The organism is Pseudophaeobacter sp. TrK17 (assembly GCF_042192375.1).
Taxonomy (GTDB): domain Bacteria; phylum Pseudomonadota; class Alphaproteobacteria; order Rhodobacterales; family Rhodobacteraceae; genus Pseudophaeobacter.
In genome coordinates, this window is the sequence record NZ_CP071700.1 from 2,288,855 (window position 1) to 2,306,417 (window position 17,563).

Consider the following 17,563-nt stretch of genomic DNA (forward strand, 5'->3'; position numbering starts at 1 on the left):
AGGACAATCCTATTCCTGGCGCCGCAGGAGCTCAAGTCACGCAGCGGCGACAATACCGGCCAATGCGCGAAAGACTGCCGTTCCATCGGTGCCACCGTGGCCTTCGTCGGCGGCGCGTTCCGGATGCGGCATCATGCCAAGCACACGACGGTTTTCCGACAGGATGCCGGCGATATCGTCCACCGACCCATTAGGGTTGTCGGCATAGGTAAAGGCGATACGGTCCTGATCCTTCAGCGCCGCAAGGGTCTCGGCATCGGCAAAGTAGTTGCCATCGTGATGCGCGATCGGGATGCCAATCACATCGCCTTTGGCATAGCCCTGGGTAAAGACGCTCTGCTCGGTGGCGACCTGCAGATCAACGGTGCGGCAGATGTATTTCAGCCCGGCATTGCGCAGCAGTGCCCCCGGCAAAACGCCGGTCTCTGTGAGGATCTGAAAGCCATTGCAAACACCCATGGCATAGCCGCCACGATCGGCATGTTCGACAACCGCCCGGCAGATTGGCGATTGCGCCGCAATGGCGCCACAGCGCAGGTAATCCCCATAGGAGAAACCACCGGGAACGCCTACGATATCAATACCTTCAGGCAGGACGCTGTCCTTGTGCCAGACCATGGAGACATCAAAACCGGCCTGTTCAAAGGCAACCGCAAGATCGCGGTCGCAATTGGATCCGGGAAATACGACGACGGCTGCTTTCATCACTTCATCTCGATGCTGTAGGATTCGATCACGGTATTGGCGAGCAGCTTTTCGCACATCTCGGTGACATCGGCCTCAGTGGCGCCTGCGGTGAGATCAAGATCAATCACCTTGCCCTGCCGCACACCTTCAACCTTGTCAAAGCCCAGAGCCCCAAGCGCGTGGCGCACAGCCTCACCCTGTGGATCCAGAACCCCGTTCTTCAGCATAACATGCACCCGTGCCTTCATCGTGTCGTTCCTCAGCTTCGATGGGAGCGGACCCCTGGTCGCGCCCTTTGCAGAAAAGTAGGACCCAGCCCCGATCCGATTGGCGGGAGTGGGGAATTTCACCTCACCAGATCAGTTCACCAGCGTTGGCTTGCTGGGGGCTGGCGGGTTGTTCGGCATCACGCCAAGGCGACGTGCCACTTCACTATAGGCATCGGTCAGGCTGCCCAGATCGCGCCGGAACACGTCTTTGTCCAGCTTCTGGCCTGTCTCGATATCCCACAGGCGGCAGCTGTCGGGGCTGATTTCATCGGCCACCACCAGACGCTGAAAATCACCGTCATAGACGCGGCCAATCTCGATTTTGAAATCCACCAGACGAATACCCACGGCCAGCATCACCCCGGACATAAAGTCATTCACCCGCAGCGCCAGGCTGAGAATATCATCCATGTCCTGCTGGCTGGCCCAGCCAAATGCGGCAATGTGCTCTTCGGTGACCAGCGGATCCCCCAGGGCGTCGTCCTTGTAGCAATATTCCACAATGGGCCGTGGCAGCTGCGTGCCCTCGTCAATGCCCAGCCGTTTGGACATGCTGCCCGCCGCATAGTTGCGCACGATCACTTCCAGCGGAATGATCTCGCAAGAGCGCACCAATTGTTCGCGCATATTCAACCGTTTCAGGAAATGCGTTGGAACACCAATCTGGCCCAACCCCTTCATGAAATATTCGCTCAGCAGGTTGTTCAGAACCCCCTTGCCTTCGATCACGTCTTTCTTTTCGGCGTTGAAAGCAGTGGCATCATCCTTGAAATACTGCACGATGGTGCCGGGTTCCGGACCTTCATACAGTGTTTTGGCTTTGCCTTCGTAGATCTTTTTGCGACGTGCCATGAGGAACCTTTCGAGGTAAAGGCCAGGAATCCCGGCCCGGTTTCTTGCCGCTCTCATAGGGCAAGGGGTGAAATGCTGCAAGTATGGTGGCGCAAACCAGTCGAATAGACCCGGTTTTACATCTATTGTCGCAGGCAAACCCGCGGCGACAGCAGATCGCGCGTAAAACGCCAGCGGTTTTGACCACCCCCAAAGGGGTTCTCACCAAGACGTTTCCAGCCCCGCTTGATTAAAAACCAGCAAAGCCCCGCCAGAATATGCTGCCCCTATAGGGCCGCTGCGTTTGATAAAACAGGTGCCTCTGGGCAAGCGCAGTTAACGTCACACAAACCTGAGCTTGTTAAATTGGCTTTTCTGCCCCTTCCGGGCCTCGCAGAAAGACCAAAATGCAGAGCCTCAAATCCCCCTCGGCAGGACTGCCTCTTCACGTCCTGCGCATGACAGTGCCCTTTGCGATGGCAGGCCTCTGCCTTTGGGCGATTTTCACCCGCATTGAGCTGCCCTCCCTTGCGGATCTCGGCGGTCTGCTTGGCGGGTTACAAATGTGGCAATGGCTGGCGGCCTGTGGTGCAACAACAGTCAGTTTTTGGGCCTTGGGGCGCTATGATTCCGTGGCCCACCGGCATCTGCAAACTGGCCTGGATGGTCCACAGGCGCGCCGCGCCGGGATGGCCGCGATTGCCTTTTCGCAATTGGTCGGCTTTGGGTTGCTGACCGGGGCCTACGCCCGCTGGCGATTGGTGCCGGGATTGACCGCGGTGCAGGCGGCGCAGCTGACTGGCCTTGTCGGGCTGACTTTTCTGGCCGCACTGACAGTGATTTGCGGCATTGCCATGGTCCTGTTTCCGGTCTTTGCCTGGTTCCCCCCCATAGGCGCCCTGCTGATCACCGCCGCCCTCGCCGCCAGTCTGCTCAGCTTTGTGGCCCCCCGACTAGACCTCGGGTCTGTGTCATTGCGTTGGCCCTCGCTGACGTCCATGGCGGCGCTTTTGGTCTGGGCGCTCATTGATGTCACGGCCGCTGGCACGGCACTCTGGATGTTGCTGCCCGCCTCGCTTGACATTTCTTGGGCCACTTTGCTGGTGGTCTATGCCATCGCCCTGGGCGCCGCGATCCTGTCCTCTGCGCCTGGCGGCACTGGCCCTTTGGAACTGATGGTCTTTTCCCTACTGCCCGCACATGACAGCGCTGGCCTGCTCGCTGCACTGCTGGCGTTTCGGCTGGTCTACTACGCCCTGCCCGCAGCCATTGCCTGCGTCGTGATGGTTGTTCCAGAGCGGCTCAAATCCACCCGCGCGCCGCTCACGGATCCGGATCTGTTGGGGGCACAGCAACGCTCAGCCGAGACCCTGCCCCACCACCGGCTGCGGGCAGAAAGTGGCGTAATCCGCCAAAATGGCGGCCATATTCAGGCCTTTGGGTTTAACCAGCTGGCACTGTTGGACAGTCCGCAAATCTCTGTGGCGCTGTTTGACCCGATGATCGGCAATCTCAAAGAAACTCTCACGCCGTTGCAGCGATATGCACGTCAGCGCAATACGGCACCCTGTTTTTACAAATGTTCAGCCCGCAACGCCTTGGCGGCGCGGCAAGCCGGCTGGGCGGTGTTGCGGATCGCCGCCGAAGCCGTGGTCTCGCCGATACATTTCAGCGAATCCGGATCCAACCATCGCCAATTGCGGCGCAAACTGCGCCATGCGGAAAAAGCCGGCATTAGCGTCCGCCCCGCACCACCCAACCTGCCTTTGGACCAAATGGCAGCCCTGGATCAAGTCTGGCAGGATCGCCACGGCAGTGCCCATGGCACCACCATGGGCCGGTTTGAGGCCAATTACCTGACCATGCAGCGGGTCTTTCTCGCGTGGCAGGAGGAGCGCATTATCGGTTTTGTCAGCCTGCACACTGCTGAAACAGAATGGTGCCTTGATCTGATCCGCATCTGCCCAAATGCCCCCGATGGGACGGGCCATATCATGCTGCGTGCAGCCATTGCTGCCGCACGGGAAGACGAGATTCCGCGCCTGTCACTGGCAGCCGTCCCCGATCACCGCTTAGCCCCCCGCATGGACCAGGGCCTGCGCAGGTTCAAAGCCTGCTTTGCACCGGACTGGCAGCCCCGCTACATGGCCTGCCCAACCTGGGCTGATATGGCAATCGCCGGATTTGAACTTTTCCGCCTGATCCATCGCCCTGGCCCGGTTCACCCCGCCAGCCTGGCGCTGCTGCGCAGGCAAAACGGCAACCCGGGCACAGACCGAGACGCCGAAGCACTAGCCTGGCGGAGCGCACAGGAGGGTCAGCCAGGATCAGCGCATTCTGCTGCGCGTGCCTCATGATCTAGTTGAGGATTATGCATTTGCGCTCCCGGCTCTGCCATGACACAGCACGTCTAATCCTTGGCGGCCTATGGTTTCTGGCGTAGATCTGTGACAAATAGTGCAACCGACAGCCAAGCAGACCGAAGAACAGCCGACACTTGCCTCTCCTTTTACAGGACATACCGATGACCAATTTTTTTGCCGAATTCCTAATGGAAAAAGACGTCCTTCTGGCCGATGGCGCCACGGGCACCAATCTCTTTAACATGGGGTTGCAGTCCGGGGATGCGCCTGAGCTGTGGAATACGGATGAACCCAAAAAGATCATGGCGCTGTACCAGGGCTCGGTGGATGCAGGCAGTGACCTGTTCCTGACCAACAGCTTTGGTGGCACCGCTGCCCGTTTGAAACTGCACGACGCTCAGGGGCGAGTGCGGGAGCTCAACCGCGCCGCTGCAGAACTGGGTCGCGAAGTTGCCGATAAGGCCAATCGCAAGATCGCTGTTGCAGGCTCGGTTGGCCCCACTGGTGAAATCATGTTGCCTGTGGGTGAGTTGAGCCACGAACTGGCTGTCGAAATGTTCCACGAGCAAGCCGAAGCCCTGAAAGAAGGCGGTGTTGACGTGCTCTGGGTTGAGACCATTTCAGCCCCCGAAGAATTTCGCGCCGCCGCCGAGGCCTTTGCCCTGGCAGATATGCCCTGGTGTGGCACCATGAGCTTTGACACCGCCGGGCGCACCATGATGGGCGTCACCTCTGCCGATCTGGCGCAGCTGGTTGAGGATCTGCCCAATCCACCGCTGGCCTTTGGCGCCAACTGCGGCACCGGGTCGTCAGATATCCTGCGCACCGTGCTGGGCTTTGCCGCACAGGGCACGGAACGACCGATTATTTCCAAGGGCAATGCCGGTATTCCAAAATACGTTGATGGGCACATCCACTACGATGGCACCCCCGAACTGATGGGCGAGTATGCCGTCATGGCGCGGGATTCTGGTGCTAAAATCATCGGTGGCTGCTGTGGCACCATGCCGGAACACCTGCGGGCCATGCGCCAGGCCCTGGACACCCGCCCCCGTGGAGACCGCCCAAGCCTGGAGAAAATTGTCGAGGTGCTAGGTCCCTTTACCTCTGCCAGCGATGGCACTGGTGAAGAGGAAAAGGCCGCCAGCGAACGCCGCTCCCGTCGCGGAAGCCGCCGTCGCAGCTAAAGCCTTAAAATGAAATTCGACATCGTTGCCATCGCTTCTGGTGGCAACGATACCGCCAAAGCGACTTTTCCCGCCGGATCCAGGCCTGTGAAATACCCGCGCGTGTCGCGACACGACCTGCCAATTTGGCGACAGTGACAGCGTTGGATGTGGGGCTGACAAAGCAGCAGACGCATCCTTTTCTGCCCCCCCCAGAGGCTTTGTTGCACAAATCGCTTCAGGGATTCACTGCGTGAATCCAGCATGATAGCTGGCGGGAATGAGCAGTTGGTCACCCACAAAATACAAGACCAAGATCTGGCCGTCGTATAACACGGCGTTGAAGCAGCGCGGATCGATGTCCATTTGGTTCGCCCCCGAGATGGTCTGGGTTCCGCCGCCGAATAGTAAGCCCGGGCGACAACAGAGTTTCAGTAACCCACCACAGCCGGAGCCATCGCTCGGAACGATGCAGTGGATGCCTCGCGCTACCTCGGTCGAACCATTTGGAAGCGATGGAGCGGGTATCACCGCAGGAGCCGCGTCGAGACCAATATGCACTGTGTGAAGCAATTGGGCCAATCCTTGATGGCCCGAGACTTCGACCGACAGGTCGCTGAGATCCAAATCCGGATCGCCGTATTGAACCGCTACACCGCTCTTGGCAAACCTGTAACAGAGCCCGCAGGATAACTCTAACTCCGTCCGGGAAAGGGGGAGGCTGTCCTTCAGAGGATTTGCGCAACAAAGCCACTTCCGCCCACGAAAGCGCCATCGGCACAGCTAAAGACAAATCAAAACAGCCCGAGCTGATCCCCCGGTTGGGGAGGCCGTTCAAACAGATCCGTTGTGAGATCTGGCTGACGCTCCGCAAGCCCCAACCGCCGACAGGCTGCATTGAAACGGCGCCCGATCATGGCGGCGTATTCCCCCTCGCCGCGCATACGTTGCCCCCAGCGCGGATCATAGTCACGCCCGCCATGCATTTCTCGCAGCCGTGCCATCACCTTTGCCGCACGACCGGGTTCATGTTCCGCCAGCCAGCCCTGCCACAGCTCCGACACTTCGCGCGGCAACCGCAGCATGATCCAGCTGGCCGCATCCGCGCCCGCAGAAGCACCAGCAGCCAAGAGGGCCTCCAGCTCGTGATCCGTCAGCCCCGGCACCACCGGTGAGGCCATCAGACGAACCGGCACGCCTGCATCAGACAGACGGTTGATCACCGCCAGCCTGCGCGCAGGTGTCGGTGCACGCGGCTCCATCCGCCGCGACAGCTCCGGGTCCAGGGTGGTGACAGAGATCCCGACCCGCACCAGGCCCTTGGTTGCCATATCCGACAGAATATCAAGATCGCGCTCTATCAGACTGCCCTTGGTGACAATGGCAATCGGATGGTTGAAGTCCCGCAGCACCTCCAGGCAGGCCCGCGCCAGGCCGTGGTCACGCTCGCAAGGCTGGTAGGGGTCGGTATTGGTGCCCATGGCCAGGGTTGCCACCTTGTAGCGCGGCTTTGACAGCTCCTGTCGCAGCACCTGCGCCACATTGGGACGGGCAATCAGACGGGTTTCAAAATCCAACCCCGGCGACAGGCCAAGATAGGCGTGACTGGGGCGGGCAAAACAATAGATGCAGCCATGTTCACAGCCCCGGTACGGATTGACCGAGCGATCAAAGGGCAGATCCGGTGAGCGGTTGTATGAAATGGCGCTGCGGACCTGTTCGAGCCGAATCTCGGTGGGAATCACCCCAGGCGGCTGCTCTTGTTCCCAGCCATCGTCAACGGACTCGCGGCCCAAATCAAAGCGGCTTGACGCATTGCTGAGGCTGGCGCGGGCTTTGCGACGCAGCGCGGGGGAGTGAATCATCTGTTCCATTCACCCATTGTGGCAGTGATTTTGGAACAAATGAAGAACAAACCCGCAAAATCGAAGATTTCCTTGCGAATTCTTCATTATCAATCTGTATATTTTGGCCCTATAGGTCGGTCCAGACAATGGCAATGTCGCAAATAATGCAGTCTCGACGCGGCAATATGGCCCAATAGTCGGCACAACGATGCCACGCCGGGGACTCCCCGCCCACTCAAGGAATAGGCGCATGTCAGAAGAAGAAGAAATCATCCTGGCGGAACTGGACGACGAAGAACTTGTCCAACAGATGTTTGATGACCTTTATGACGGTATGAAGGAAGAAATCGAAGAAGGTGTTCAGATCCTTCTGTCGCGCGACTGGGAGCCCTATAAGGTGCTGACAGAAGCGCTGGTTGGCGGCATGACCATTGTTGGCGCCGACTTCCGCGATGGCATCCTGTTTGTTCCAGAAGTTCTGCTGGCGGCAAACGCGATGAAGGGCGGCATGGCGATCCTGAAACCTCTGCTGGCGGCAACTGGCGCGCCACGTATGGGCTCGATGGTGATTGGCACCGTCAAAGGCGACATCCACGACATCGGCAAAAACCTTGTCTCGATGATGATGGAAGGCGCTGGTTTTGAGGTGGTCGACCTGGGCATCAACAACCCGGTCGAAAACTACCTGGAAGCGCTGGAAGAGCATAACCCCGACATCCTGGGCATGTCCGCCCTGCTGACCACCACCATGCCCTACATGAAAGTGGTGATCGACACGATGATCGAACAAGGCAAGCGCGATGACTATGTTGTTCTGGTTGGCGGAGCGCCGCTGAACGAAGAATTTGGCAAGGCCATCGGCGCTGACGGCTATTGCCGGGATGCCGCCGTTGCAGTGGAAATGGCCAAGGACTTTGTTGCGCGCAAGCACAACCAGATGAGCGCCTGATTTGGCACGCAAAGGACGTGCAGTCCGCTTAACCGAGCGGGCTGCATTTCGCCCCCCCACAGGGCGCACGCTCGAGGAAAGCTCCCTCACAGAACAGGGTCTCGCTGCCCCTGAAAAGAAACACGGCCGTATCCTGCTGATCGCCTGCGGCGCCCTGGCGCGCGAAATCCTCGCCATCACCGACATCAACGGGCTGGATCACATCGACCTCACCTGCCTGCCCGCCAAATTGCATCTTTACCCCGATCAGATCACCATTGCGGTTGAAGGCGCGGTTTTGAAACATCGCGGTACCTACGACAAGATCTGTGTTGTCTATGCAGATTGCGGCACCGGTGGAGAGCTCAAGCAAAAATGCGACGAGCTGGGCGTGGAGATGGTGCCCGGGCCCCATTGCTATTCCTTCTTTGAGGGCAACGAACAGTTTGCACAACATACCGAGGCTGGCGAAATCACCGCATTCTATCTCACGGATTTTCTGGTGAAACAGTTTGATGCCTTCATCTGGAAACCCATGGGGCTGGACAAGAACCCCGAGCTGCGCGACATGATTTTCGGCAACTACACCAAGCTGGTCTACCAGTCGCAGCTCAGCGATCCGGCGCTGCTGGCAAAGGCGCAAGACTGCGCTACCCGCATGGGGCTGGCCTTTGAACACCGGCACACAGGCTATGGCGAGCTGCAAGACGCGGTGCTGCACTGGGGCAAGTCCAAAGCCTGAGGGAAGGGATTTCCCCCTCCCTCAGGCCCAGGTGCAGGTGCAGGCCCTGGTTCAGGTGCAGGTACAGGCCCCCGGCCCAGGTCCCGGTTCAGGCGGGTTAGGCTGAGGCTTTGACCTCCAGGCTTTGTATCGCCTCTGCTTCAAACGCCTCCATCGCGGTGCTGTCCTGCGCCGCTGCCACCCGGGCCACCCAGGCTTTCACCACAGTACTGTCGGGCATCAAATGCGGCGCCCAAAGAAAGGCTGAGGCCATGATGAGATCGGCCACGGTCAGGTCATTGCCCAGCAGAAACGGGCCGTCCCGCAACCCCGTTTCCAGCTGCGCCCCGACCTCGGTCAGGGTGCGAAATGTCCCCACCAGCGCCGGGTGGTTCACCTCAGCAAACTGCGCCACCAGCGCAGGCTCCAGCACTCCGCCATAGTAACACATCCAGCTCAGGTAGCTGCCCCGCCCCGGAGCGCCGATCTTGGGGCTCAAGGGTTGGCCAAACAGCTCATCCAGATACATCATGATGGCGCCACTCTCGCGAATGGTCTCGCCCTCATCGGTGATCAGATACGGCACCTTGCCTTCGGGGTGGGCATTCATCGGGTCCCGCCGTCCCGTGCCATCATTTTTGACAATATCGACGCAGATAACCTCCACCGAGTCGAGCTTTCCCATCAGCATAAGCTGGGAGATGACACGGGAAGAACGGGTGTTGGGAGAATGATATAACTTTGGCATCAGAAAAGAACCTTTCAGGTTTTGGTTGTCGATGCGGGCTATATGGCGCTATCCTCCTGCCAAATTCTGTCAGGAGCGATTGCTTAGCTTACCCCATGGCCAAATCTGATCGTCTGTTTCGTCTGCTGCATCTTATCCGAGGGCTCACGCCGCCGGTGACCGCCGCCCGGCTGGCTGCCGCGATGGAGGTCTCAGAGCGCACGATCTATCGCGACATCGACAGCCTGCGCGCCGCTGGTGCCAGGATCGAGGGCGAAGCAGGCCTGGGCTACACCATGGTCGAGGACCCCGCCCTGCCGCCGCAGACCTTTACCCAAATCGAAATCGAAGCGCTGACGCTGGGTCTGGCGGAGGTGGGGCAGCGTGGTGACAGCGATCTGGCGCAGGCCGCCAGTGATGCGCTGGTGAAAATTCTGGCGACCCTGCCCGAACGGCAGCAGCGCCAGGCAATGCATGCGGTCAATCTGGCGCATCGCTTTACGGCGCCGCAAACCCCCACCATCGACATGACGCTGCTGCGCGAGGCCATGTGGGCCGAAGAGGCGCTGGAAATTGGCTACCGGGATCTAAAAGACGCCCAGACCCGACGGCGCATCTATCCGCTTGCCCTGTCCTACCATGACCATGCGGTGATGTTGCTGGCCTGGTGCTGCAAACGCGCGGATTTTCGCATGTTTCATGTTACCCGCATTGATGGCTATGCCAAAACCGGCGAAAGCTTTCGCCCCCGTCGGGTATCGCTGCTGCGAGACTATATTGCGCAGCTGCAAGCGCGCGGCAAAACCAGGCAGGCCCTCACTTGCGATCCAGACAAGACCCCGCCGCGTTAGAGCTGTGCCGCCGCCGTGTCGCGAATGCGCTCGATCATTGCCCGCACCCCATTGGAGCGCTGCGCCGACAGATGTTCGTTCAGACCCAAACGCTCCAGCTCGGCCCGGGCATCCACCGCCACCACTTCAGCCAGGGTGAGGCCATTATAGAGGCTGCGCAGCACCGCAATCAAACCGCGTACAATCAGCGCATCGCTTTCGCCGTCAAAATGAAACCGTCCGTCACTGATTGTTGGATGCAGCCAGACCTGACTGGCACAGCCGTCGACCTTGGTGGCAGGCACCTTCAGTGCTTCTTCCAAAGGCTCCATTGCCTTGCCCTGTTCGATCACATGGCGATAGCGATCTTCCCAGTCTTCCAGGAATTCAAAATCTTCGACAATCTCTTCAAATGCGGCGCTGGCCATGTCCGGGCGTCCCCTCGTTTGTGACGGAAATCAGCAATGCAGCACCTAAGCCGCCTGTCCATGCTTTTCAACAGCTTTTCAAGCGCCGCGCAATCGGGTAACCACAATCAACCAGACTTAAAAGACGGGCGGGACGACATGCGTAAATCCTTGGCACTCATCTTGGCGGGCACGCTGATACTTTCGGGCTGTGGCGGCTGGCGTGAGTCACGTATTAATCCAGGAAACTGGTTCGGCAAATCACGGTCCGCACCCGTTGCTGTGGCCACCGAAAGCGAACCCACCAATCCCCTGCTTGCCGAGGAAGGGCGCAAGAGCATCTTTGCCCGCGCTGAAAAAGAAGATTTGAGTGTGCCCGTGGCCAAAATCAGCGCGTTGCGGGTGGAACCGACTCCCAACGGCGCGATCATCTATGCCAGTGGCATTGCCTCTCGACAGGGGGCCTATGAGGTGGAGTTGCGGCCGGTTGCCGATGCTGCGGATAACACGCTGGAATACACCCTGCACGTTTTGTACCCTGTGGACCCAACCCCGGCGGGAAGCGAGCACAGCCGCACCATTCAGGCAGCGGTGACCGTTTCAACACAAGACCTGCGTGGCATTCGCACAATCCGGGTCAGCGGTGCCGAAAACGCCCGCGAAACCCGCCGCCGCTGAACTGCCAAGCTCGCTTAGAACAAGCGGCTGTTTAGCAAAGCACCGTATTGAAGAAGCCCGGAGGTATAATACTCCGGGCTTTATTATTTCCAGCTGCAGGGCCATTCAGCAAGAAAGCCAACCAGCAGCCCCCCCTGCGATAAGGCCCCCGCGCGCCCCAAGAAAGAGCGCAGGACGCCAGAGACTACAGCGCCACCACTTTCACCGATTGCCCCTTGGCAGCCAGGGCAATTTCGCCATTGCACAGGCGCAGGGCATCCTCGCCAAAGACCTCATGCCGCCAGCCCGTCAGGGCGGCAACGTCGCGCTCCCCTGCGGCGATGGCATCCAGGTCGGCGCTGGGGGCAATCAGCTTGGCGGCGACGCCGGCGGATTCGGTCTTGGCCTTCAGCAAGACCCGCAGCAGATCCGACAGCGCCGGGTTTACCTGCATCTTTTCCCGGCTGCGATCTGCCCTGGGGTGTTTGTCAGCCGGGCAGTTAATGCCCTTGGCGACAGCCTGCAAAATACCTTCGGCAATGGCCCCTTTGCGGGCCTCACGCAGCAACAGGCGGGAACCGCCCAAATCGGCACCGGTGCGTGGCTTGGTCGAGGCCAGCTCAACCAGTGCGTCATCCTTGAACACCCGGTTGCGCGGAACATTGTTAGTTTGGGCGTAGTCTTCACGAAAGGCCGCCAGTTCCCGCACCACAGCCAGGAACTTACCCGAGGAGGTGCGGGTTTTGACCCGGCGCCAGGCCTCTTGTGGCTGGATGTCATAGGTCGCAGGATCGGTCAGCACCTGCAATTCTTCGGCAACCCAGTGCGAGCGGCCGCTGCGCTCCAGATCGGCGGCGAGAAATTCATAAACCCGCCGCAAATGGGTCACATCCGCCAGCGCATAGGTCTGCTGGGCTTCGCTCAAAGGGCGCCGCGACCAATCGGTAAAGCGCGAGCTTTTGTCGACGCCTTCCTTGACGATCTTGCGCACCAGAGTTTCATAGCCGACCTGATCGCCAAAACCGCAAACCATGGCCGCAACCTGGGTATCAAACAGCGGCTTGGGAAAAACACTGGCATCGACCCAGAAAATCTCCAGATCTTGCCGGGCAGCGTGGAACACCTTGACCACAGATTCATCGCGAAACAGCGTATAAAGCGGCTCCAGCGACAGACCGTCGGACAGTGGGTCGACCAACACTGCATCGTTTTCCCCGTCACCGGAAAAGGCAATCTGGATCAGGCAAAGCTTGGAGTAATAAGTGCGTTCGCGCAGAAACTCGGTATCCACCGTCACGTAGGGATAGTTTGCCGCCTCTTCACAAAAGGCCTGCAGCTCGTCGGTGGTGGTCAGAGTTTTCATATATCACGACTTTTCTGGTGTTCTGGTCCAAAGGAATGGCCATGGTGATACGCCTTTGATGCCAACAATGCAAACCGCCAGATCAGCCCTGCAGCAGCACCGGGCTACGGTCCCCCGCCGCAAAGCGTCGCAGTACCGCCGGGTAGAGTCGATGCTCCTGCACCAGCACCCGCGCCGCCAGATCCTCGGGGGTATCTCCGGGCAAGACAGGCACCCGCGCCTGGCCCAAAATGGGCCCGTCATCCAGCGCCGGGGTGACCTCGTGCACCGTGCAACCATGCTCTGCATCGCCCGCTTCCAGGGCGCGCGCATGGGTGTGCAGGCCCTTGTATTTGGGTAGCAAGGACGGGTGAATATTCAGCATGCGGCCCTGAAAATGTGCCACAAAGCCCGCGGTCAGAACCCGCATGAACCCGGCCAGGCAAACAATATCTGCGCCAGCCTCAAGAATGGGCTTTACCAGCTCAGCCTCAAAGGCGGCGCGATCGCCCTTGAACGGGCGGTGGTCCACCGCCGCCGTGGCAATGCCCGCAGCGGCGGCCTTTTTCAGCCCGCCAGCCTCGGCGTCGTTTGACATTACCAGACAGGGGCGGGCCGGATGGTCGCCCGTCATGCTCTCGATCAGCGCCACCATGTTGGAGCCGCCGCCCGAGACCAGAATGGCCACCTTTTTCTTGTCGCTCACAGCAGCTTGCCCGTGTGCAGCTTTCCTGTGTAGCGCATGCCAGCACCAGCCGTCACTGTGCCAAGGCGGCTGACGGTTTCGCCTTCGTCCTGCAGAATATCGACCAGCTCATCGGCGCGATCCGCGGAAACCGACAGGATCATGCCAATGCCGCAGTTAAAGGTCTTTAGCATCTCAGCCTCAGCGATACCGCCTACCTCGGCCATCCATTTGAACACACCGGGCAGCTCCCAGCTGTCCAGGTCGATATCGGCGCCCAGATCTTCGGGCAGCACCCGTGGCAGGTTTTCAGTGAGACCACCGCCGGTGATATGGGCCAGCGCGTGCACCCCCCCTGCCCGCACTGCGGCCAGGCTTTGTTTCACATACAAACGCGTCGGCGTCAGCAGCGCCTCGCCCAGGGTGCCGTCGCTAAAGGGCGAATCCGCCTCCCAGCCCAGGCCGGACAATTCAACAATCTTGCGCACCAGCGAATAGCCATTGGAATGCACCCCATCCGAGGCCAGCCCCAAGAGCACGTCGCCCTCCACCACGCCCGCAGGCAAGGCGGTGCCGCGCTCCATCGCGCCCACGGCAAAGCCCGCGAGATCAAAATCTCCCTCGGGATACATGCCCGGCATTTCAGCGGTTTCACCGCCAATCAGCGCGCAGCCAGAGCGCACACAGCCCTCGGCGATGCCTTCGATGATCCGCGCAGCGGTTTCTGTTTCCAGCTTGCCGGTGGCAAAATAGTCTAGGAAAAACAGTGGTTCAGCGCCCTGACAAACCAGATCGTTGACACACATGGCGACCAGATCAATGCCGACGCCGTCGACCACACCGGTGTCGATGGCGATACGCAGTTTGGTGCCGACCCCATCAGTGGCACCAACCAGGATGGGATCGCTATAGCCCGCATCCTTGAGGTCAAACAGCGCGCCAAAGCCACCAAGGCCGCTCATCACGCCGGAGCGATTGGTGCGCTTGGCGGCGGGCTTGATGCGATCCACCAGGGCATTGCCCGCGTCAATATCCACACCTGCATCCGCATAGGTCAAACCGTTCTTGCCGCTGGTCATCTCTTGGCTCCTTAAAACTGGTTGCGCAGCCTTTATCGCAAGGCTCACCGGAAAGAAACAAGGGAATCCACCGTGCGCGACCTGTCGCACGGTGGCGCGGCCAAATCAGCCGTGAGATCAGAGACCAAATTGCCACGGTGCCGGTTGATATGCGTAGCCTTCCGTCTGGCGCAGCACCCGGCCAAGACCCGGGAAGTCGATGTGGCTGCCGGTCAGCAACAGCCCATCGGCGGCGGCGCGATCCAGCATCTGGTGACGGGTCGCCGCCGTCAGCTCTGGGTCGGTGTCAAAGGCGATGGTCCAATCCGGATAGGCAAATTGCAGCGCAGTACTGTGGATGATGTCGCCCCAGAACAACAGCTGCTGCCCGCCACTGTCCAGCATATAGCCCGTATGTCCAGGGGTATGCCCCGGCAACGGCAGGGCGGTGAAACCTGACAAAACAGAGGCTTCGCCCGCAATAAGCCGCAGCCGGTTCTGATAGGGGGCAACCGTCATGCGTGCCATCTGGAAAAATCCACGGTTGTTTTCCGGAACCGAGGCCATGATGGCATCGTCATGCCAGAACTCCCATTCCACCTGTGACACCACCAGCTCTGCATTTGCAAACACTGCCGTGCCGTCTGCTGCAACCAACCCGCCTGCGTGGTCCGGATGCATATGGGTCAGCAAAACCGTCGAAATCTCGCTGGGGTTCACCCCCATGGCGGCCAATCCGGCGCCCATTGCGCCCAAATTTGGCCCCATCAGATCCGCGGTGCCTGCATCAATCAGGATTTTTTTGTCGCCAAGCTCCACCAGATAGGCCTGCACCGGGATCTGTAGCCCCGCAGGGGTCATTTGATGTAACCCCCTGGCCAGGGCTGCATTGGCTTTCTCTGCATCAAAATTGGCAAAAAGCTGCGTCCCCAAGGGCAAATGCCCATCCAGCAACACTGTCACACGAGCCTCCCCAATGGAAAACTGGTGCAGAACGGGAGGCAACCCTGTCACCGGCGCGGTGGCTTGTGTAGTGGCTTGAGCCGTATCCTGAGCCAGGGCCTGACCCGAAACCAAGGCAGCAGCAGGCGCCGCTGTAAGGGCGCCCAGTAGGGTTCTACGATTGATCGTCATAAGGTTCTCCAATATGATTTAGACCTAGTCTTGGCCTCACCCCCGACTTAGTTTGCCGAAACAGGCCTATGTAGGCATAAATTGCCTATCCCCCTTATAAGCAGGACTTATAGCAAAATGGATCGACTGGGATTGCTGGAAAGCTTTATCATCGCCCTGGACGAAGGCAGCTTGAACCGCGCAGCGCAGCGCCGTGGCATCAGCCAGCCCGCCATGAGCCTCCAAATCAAGCAGCTCGAAACCCTGTTGGGCCATGAGTTGCTGCATCGCACCTCAACAGGGGTAAAACCGACTCGCCCTGGCGAGCTGGTCTATACCCAGGCCCAGGGTCTACTGTCCGGCTATGACCTGATGTGCGCCGAGCTGAGCGCGCTGAAAGAGAGTCTCTCCGGCACTTTTCGGGTCAACACCAGTACCTTTTTTGGCCGCATTATCCTGGGGCCTGTGCTGCTGGAGGTCAATCAGACATACCCCGACCTGAATATCGTGATGAAACTGGAAGACCGGTTGGTCGATGTCCTGCGCGAAAATGTGGATCTGGCGATCCGCTCTGGAACGCTGGGCGACAGCGATGGCGCCGCCCGTAAGATCGCCCAGATGGAAACCGTGCTTTTTGCCACCCCCAGTTATCTGGATCAGGTCGGACGCCCCAACGCGCCAGAAGACCTGAAGCGGCTGAAGTTCATTCAGCATCACGAAGATCAGACCGGCGGCTTTTTCCCGCTGACCCTGGACGGCGTGGAGTATCAGGCGCCGGTCCATGTGGGGTTCACCGCCGATGACCCTGATTTGATCATCCGCGCGGTGGCGAACCACACCGGATATGCCCGCGCCCCACAGCTGTTTCTCGATGAGGCCTTGCTGGAGGGGCGGTTTGAGGAAGTTCTGCCCGCATATCAGCCCCAGCCCAAAGACATCTATGCCGTTTACCCCTCGCGCCATAGCTATGACAAACGCCACGAGGTTGTGGTCACGGCGCTATTGGAGCGGATTGAGGCCCTACAACAAGATTCCATTGCCCGACGTTGCCCGGCGACTGCAATCATGGCTTGACCTTCCTGCGGGCATTTTCTAACCACGTCCCCAGGCGGGCCTGTAGCTCAACGGTTAGAGCAGAGCGCTCATAACGCTTTGGTTGCGGGTTCAAATCCTGCCGGGCCTACCACACTCCCCTGCCAAGACACTGTGACTTAGACTTAACAGCTCATTTCACACAGGACGTGTGTAGTGCTGTACCTTTGGCCGCATAGACGCAAAAGCTGGCCTAGACGGCCGTCTTTGCGTCTTGACCGTTCTGGCCGTCCTGACCACCCGGCCCATTCACCTTGTTCCACTCCCAGTCCGCCAGCAATTCGCCGATGGAACCAGATGGCATCGGGTGACTAAAATAGAACCCCTGTACCTCGTCACAGCCCTGCTCCCGCAGCAGATTTGCCTGCTCTACCGTTTCCACCCCTTCGGCATTGGATTTCATCCCCATTGAAGCGCCCAGCTTGATAACGGCTTTGATGATACTGTCGGCATCGTGACAGTCACCAAGATCAGAGGTGAAAGACTTGTCGATCTTGATCTTGTCGAACGGGAATCTGCGCAGATAGCTGAGGCTGGAATATCCAGTACCAAAGTCATCCATCGCAATTCTGATCCCCATTCCCTGTAACTCCTTCAGCGTGGAGATCGTCGCCTCCGTATGGCTGAGAAGCACGCCTTCGGTGATTTCTATCTCAAGACGGTGGGGTTCGACCCCCTCTTGCTGCAGGGCAGTCTTGACTGTGGCGACCAGATTCCCCTGCCGGAACTGAATAGGAGAGACATTCACTGCAAACGACAGCTCCGGCCAGTCTTTGGCCTGTCGGCAAGCCTCGCGTATAACCCAGTCACCGATTGGCACGGAGCTATGCTTGAATTTGG

Annotated in this window: 18 protein-coding genes, 1 tRNA gene and 1 pseudogene; 9 read left to right on the forward strand and 11 right to left on the reverse strand. The window is 59.3% G+C overall.

All coding sequences use genetic code 11. The features are described from left to right. Positions 1 to 36: 36 nt before the first annotated feature. From purQ to purC, 3 genes are all read right to left on the reverse strand, one after another. Entirely contained in the window at positions 37 to 705 is a 669-nt protein-coding gene (gene purQ / locus JZI28_RS10745) for a phosphoribosylformylglycinamidine synthase subunit PurQ (RefSeq protein ID WP_295451648.1), read from the reverse strand. Further along, a complete protein-coding gene (gene purS / locus JZI28_RS10750) occupies positions 705 to 935 on the reverse strand; it encodes a phosphoribosylformylglycinamidine synthase subunit PurS (protein ID WP_027240574.1) in 231 nt (76 codons plus the stop codon). The genes purQ and purS overlap by 1 nt, the downstream gene beginning before the upstream one ends. Before the next feature lie 111 nt (positions 936 to 1,046). Then, the gene (gene purC / locus JZI28_RS10755) at positions 1,047 to 1,808 is read right to left on the reverse strand and encodes a phosphoribosylaminoimidazolesuccinocarboxamide synthase (protein WP_027240575.1); all 762 of its coding nucleotides are present in this window, start codon (positions 1,806 to 1,808) and stop codon (positions 1,047 to 1,049) included. 386 nt (positions 1,809 to 2,194) lie between these two features. Here purC and JZI28_RS10760 point away from each other — a divergent pair, with 386 nt between their 5' ends. The 3 genes and pseudogenes from JZI28_RS10760 to JZI28_RS10770 form a co-directional block, all read left to right on the forward strand. Next, positions 2,195 to 4,144: a phosphatidylglycerol lysyltransferase domain-containing protein gene (locus tag JZI28_RS10760; protein ID WP_375697577.1), complete on the forward strand. Its 1,950-nt coding sequence runs from the start codon at positions 2,195 to 2,197 to the stop codon at positions 4,142 to 4,144. 167 nt (positions 4,145 to 4,311) lie between these two features. Beyond that, positions 4,312 to 5,337, forward strand: coding sequence for a betaine--homocysteine S-methyltransferase (gene bmt, locus JZI28_RS10765; protein WP_295451657.1), 1,026 nt, complete (start codon positions 4,312 to 4,314; stop codon positions 5,335 to 5,337). Positions 5,338 to 5,754: 417 nt separating this feature from the next. Further along, a pseudogene (locus JZI28_RS10770) lies at positions 5,755 to 6,009 on the forward strand (IS5/IS1182 family transposase); the annotation flags it as partial. A gap of 101 nt (positions 6,010 to 6,110) precedes the next feature. Here JZI28_RS10770 and JZI28_RS10775 read toward each other — a convergent pair. Beyond that, positions 6,111 to 7,190, reverse strand: coding sequence for a PA0069 family radical SAM protein (locus tag JZI28_RS10775; protein WP_375697578.1), 1,080 nt, complete (start codon positions 7,188 to 7,190; stop codon positions 6,111 to 6,113). Between the two features lie 223 nt (positions 7,191 to 7,413). On the opposite strand from JZI28_RS10775, the gene JZI28_RS10780 reads away from it, so the two are divergent. Together JZI28_RS10780 and JZI28_RS10785 are read left to right on the forward strand one after the other, a co-directional pair. Beyond that, positions 7,414 to 8,112 carry a corrinoid protein gene (locus tag JZI28_RS10780; RefSeq protein WP_295451662.1) on the forward strand — a complete coding sequence of 233 codons (699 nt, stop codon included), beginning with the start codon at positions 7,414 to 7,416 and terminating at the stop codon, positions 8,110 to 8,112. A gap of 1 nt (position 8,113) precedes the next feature. Then, complete coding sequence (locus JZI28_RS10785; protein ID WP_375697579.1) at positions 8,114 to 8,833, forward strand: DUF1638 domain-containing protein; 720 nt, start codon at positions 8,114 to 8,116, stop codon at positions 8,831 to 8,833. A 97-nt stretch (positions 8,834 to 8,930) separates the two neighbouring features. Here JZI28_RS10785 and JZI28_RS10790 read toward each other — a convergent pair whose 3' ends face one another. Next, positions 8,931 to 9,497 (reverse strand): glutathione S-transferase family protein, encoded by a 567-nt coding sequence (locus tag JZI28_RS10790; RefSeq protein ID WP_375697580.1) that lies wholly within the window; start codon positions 9,495 to 9,497, stop codon positions 8,931 to 8,933. Positions 9,498 to 9,655: 158 nt separating this feature from the next. Between JZI28_RS10790 and JZI28_RS10795 the strand changes: the two genes are divergently transcribed. Continuing rightward, entirely contained in the window at positions 9,656 to 10,390 is a 735-nt protein-coding gene (locus JZI28_RS10795) for a YafY family protein (RefSeq protein WP_348150612.1), read from the forward strand. On the opposite strand, the gene JZI28_RS10800 is transcribed toward JZI28_RS10795, so the two are convergent. After that, positions 10,387 to 10,797: a SufE family protein gene (locus JZI28_RS10800; RefSeq protein ID WP_353401038.1), complete on the reverse strand. Its 411-nt coding sequence runs from the start codon at positions 10,795 to 10,797 to the stop codon at positions 10,387 to 10,389. The two genes, JZI28_RS10795 and JZI28_RS10800, sit on opposite strands and share 4 nt — an antisense overlap. A 138-nt stretch (positions 10,798 to 10,935) precedes the next feature. Here JZI28_RS10800 and JZI28_RS10805 point away from each other — a divergent pair, with 138 nt between their 5' ends. Beyond that, positions 10,936 to 11,454: a hypothetical protein gene (locus JZI28_RS10805; protein WP_375697581.1), complete on the forward strand. Its 519-nt coding sequence runs from the start codon at positions 10,936 to 10,938 to the stop codon at positions 11,452 to 11,454. 184 nt (positions 11,455 to 11,638) lie between these two features. On the opposite strand, the gene rnd is transcribed toward JZI28_RS10805, so the two are convergent. From rnd to JZI28_RS10825, 4 genes are all read right to left on the reverse strand, one after another. Then, positions 11,639 to 12,796, reverse strand: a complete 1,158-nt coding sequence (gene rnd, locus JZI28_RS10810; RefSeq protein ID WP_348150621.1) for a ribonuclease D — start codon at positions 12,794 to 12,796, stop codon at positions 11,639 to 11,641. 82 nt (positions 12,797 to 12,878) lie between these two features. Continuing rightward, complete coding sequence (purN, locus tag JZI28_RS10815) at positions 12,879 to 13,430, reverse strand: phosphoribosylglycinamide formyltransferase (protein ID WP_375700091.1); 552 nt, start codon at positions 13,428 to 13,430, stop codon at positions 12,879 to 12,881. A gap of 47 nt (positions 13,431 to 13,477) precedes the next feature. Continuing rightward, the gene (gene purM, locus JZI28_RS10820) at positions 13,478 to 14,539 is read right to left on the reverse strand and encodes a phosphoribosylformylglycinamidine cyclo-ligase (RefSeq protein WP_375697582.1); all 1,062 of its coding nucleotides are present in this window, start codon (positions 14,537 to 14,539) and stop codon (positions 13,478 to 13,480) included. A 117-nt stretch (positions 14,540 to 14,656) separates the two neighbouring features. Beyond that, positions 14,657 to 15,652, reverse strand: coding sequence for an MBL fold metallo-hydrolase (locus tag JZI28_RS10825; RefSeq protein WP_375697583.1), 996 nt, complete (start codon positions 15,650 to 15,652; stop codon positions 14,657 to 14,659). Positions 15,653 to 15,769: 117 nt separating this feature from the next. Between JZI28_RS10825 and JZI28_RS10830 the strand changes: the two genes are divergently transcribed. Together JZI28_RS10830 and JZI28_RS10835 are read left to right on the forward strand one after the other, a co-directional pair. Then, positions 15,770 to 16,705, forward strand: a complete 936-nt coding sequence (locus JZI28_RS10830) for a LysR family transcriptional regulator (RefSeq protein ID WP_375697584.1) — start codon at positions 15,770 to 15,772, stop codon at positions 16,703 to 16,705. Positions 16,706 to 16,741: 36 nt separating this feature from the next. Further along, positions 16,742 to 16,817, forward strand: a tRNA-Ile gene (locus tag JZI28_RS10835). Between the two features lie 99 nt (positions 16,818 to 16,916). Here the strand turns inward: JZI28_RS10835 and JZI28_RS10840 are convergent. Next, complete coding sequence (locus JZI28_RS10840) at positions 16,917 to 17,543, reverse strand: EAL domain-containing protein (protein WP_375697585.1); 627 nt, start codon at positions 17,541 to 17,543, stop codon at positions 16,917 to 16,919. Positions 17,544 to 17,563: the final 20 nt, after the last annotated feature.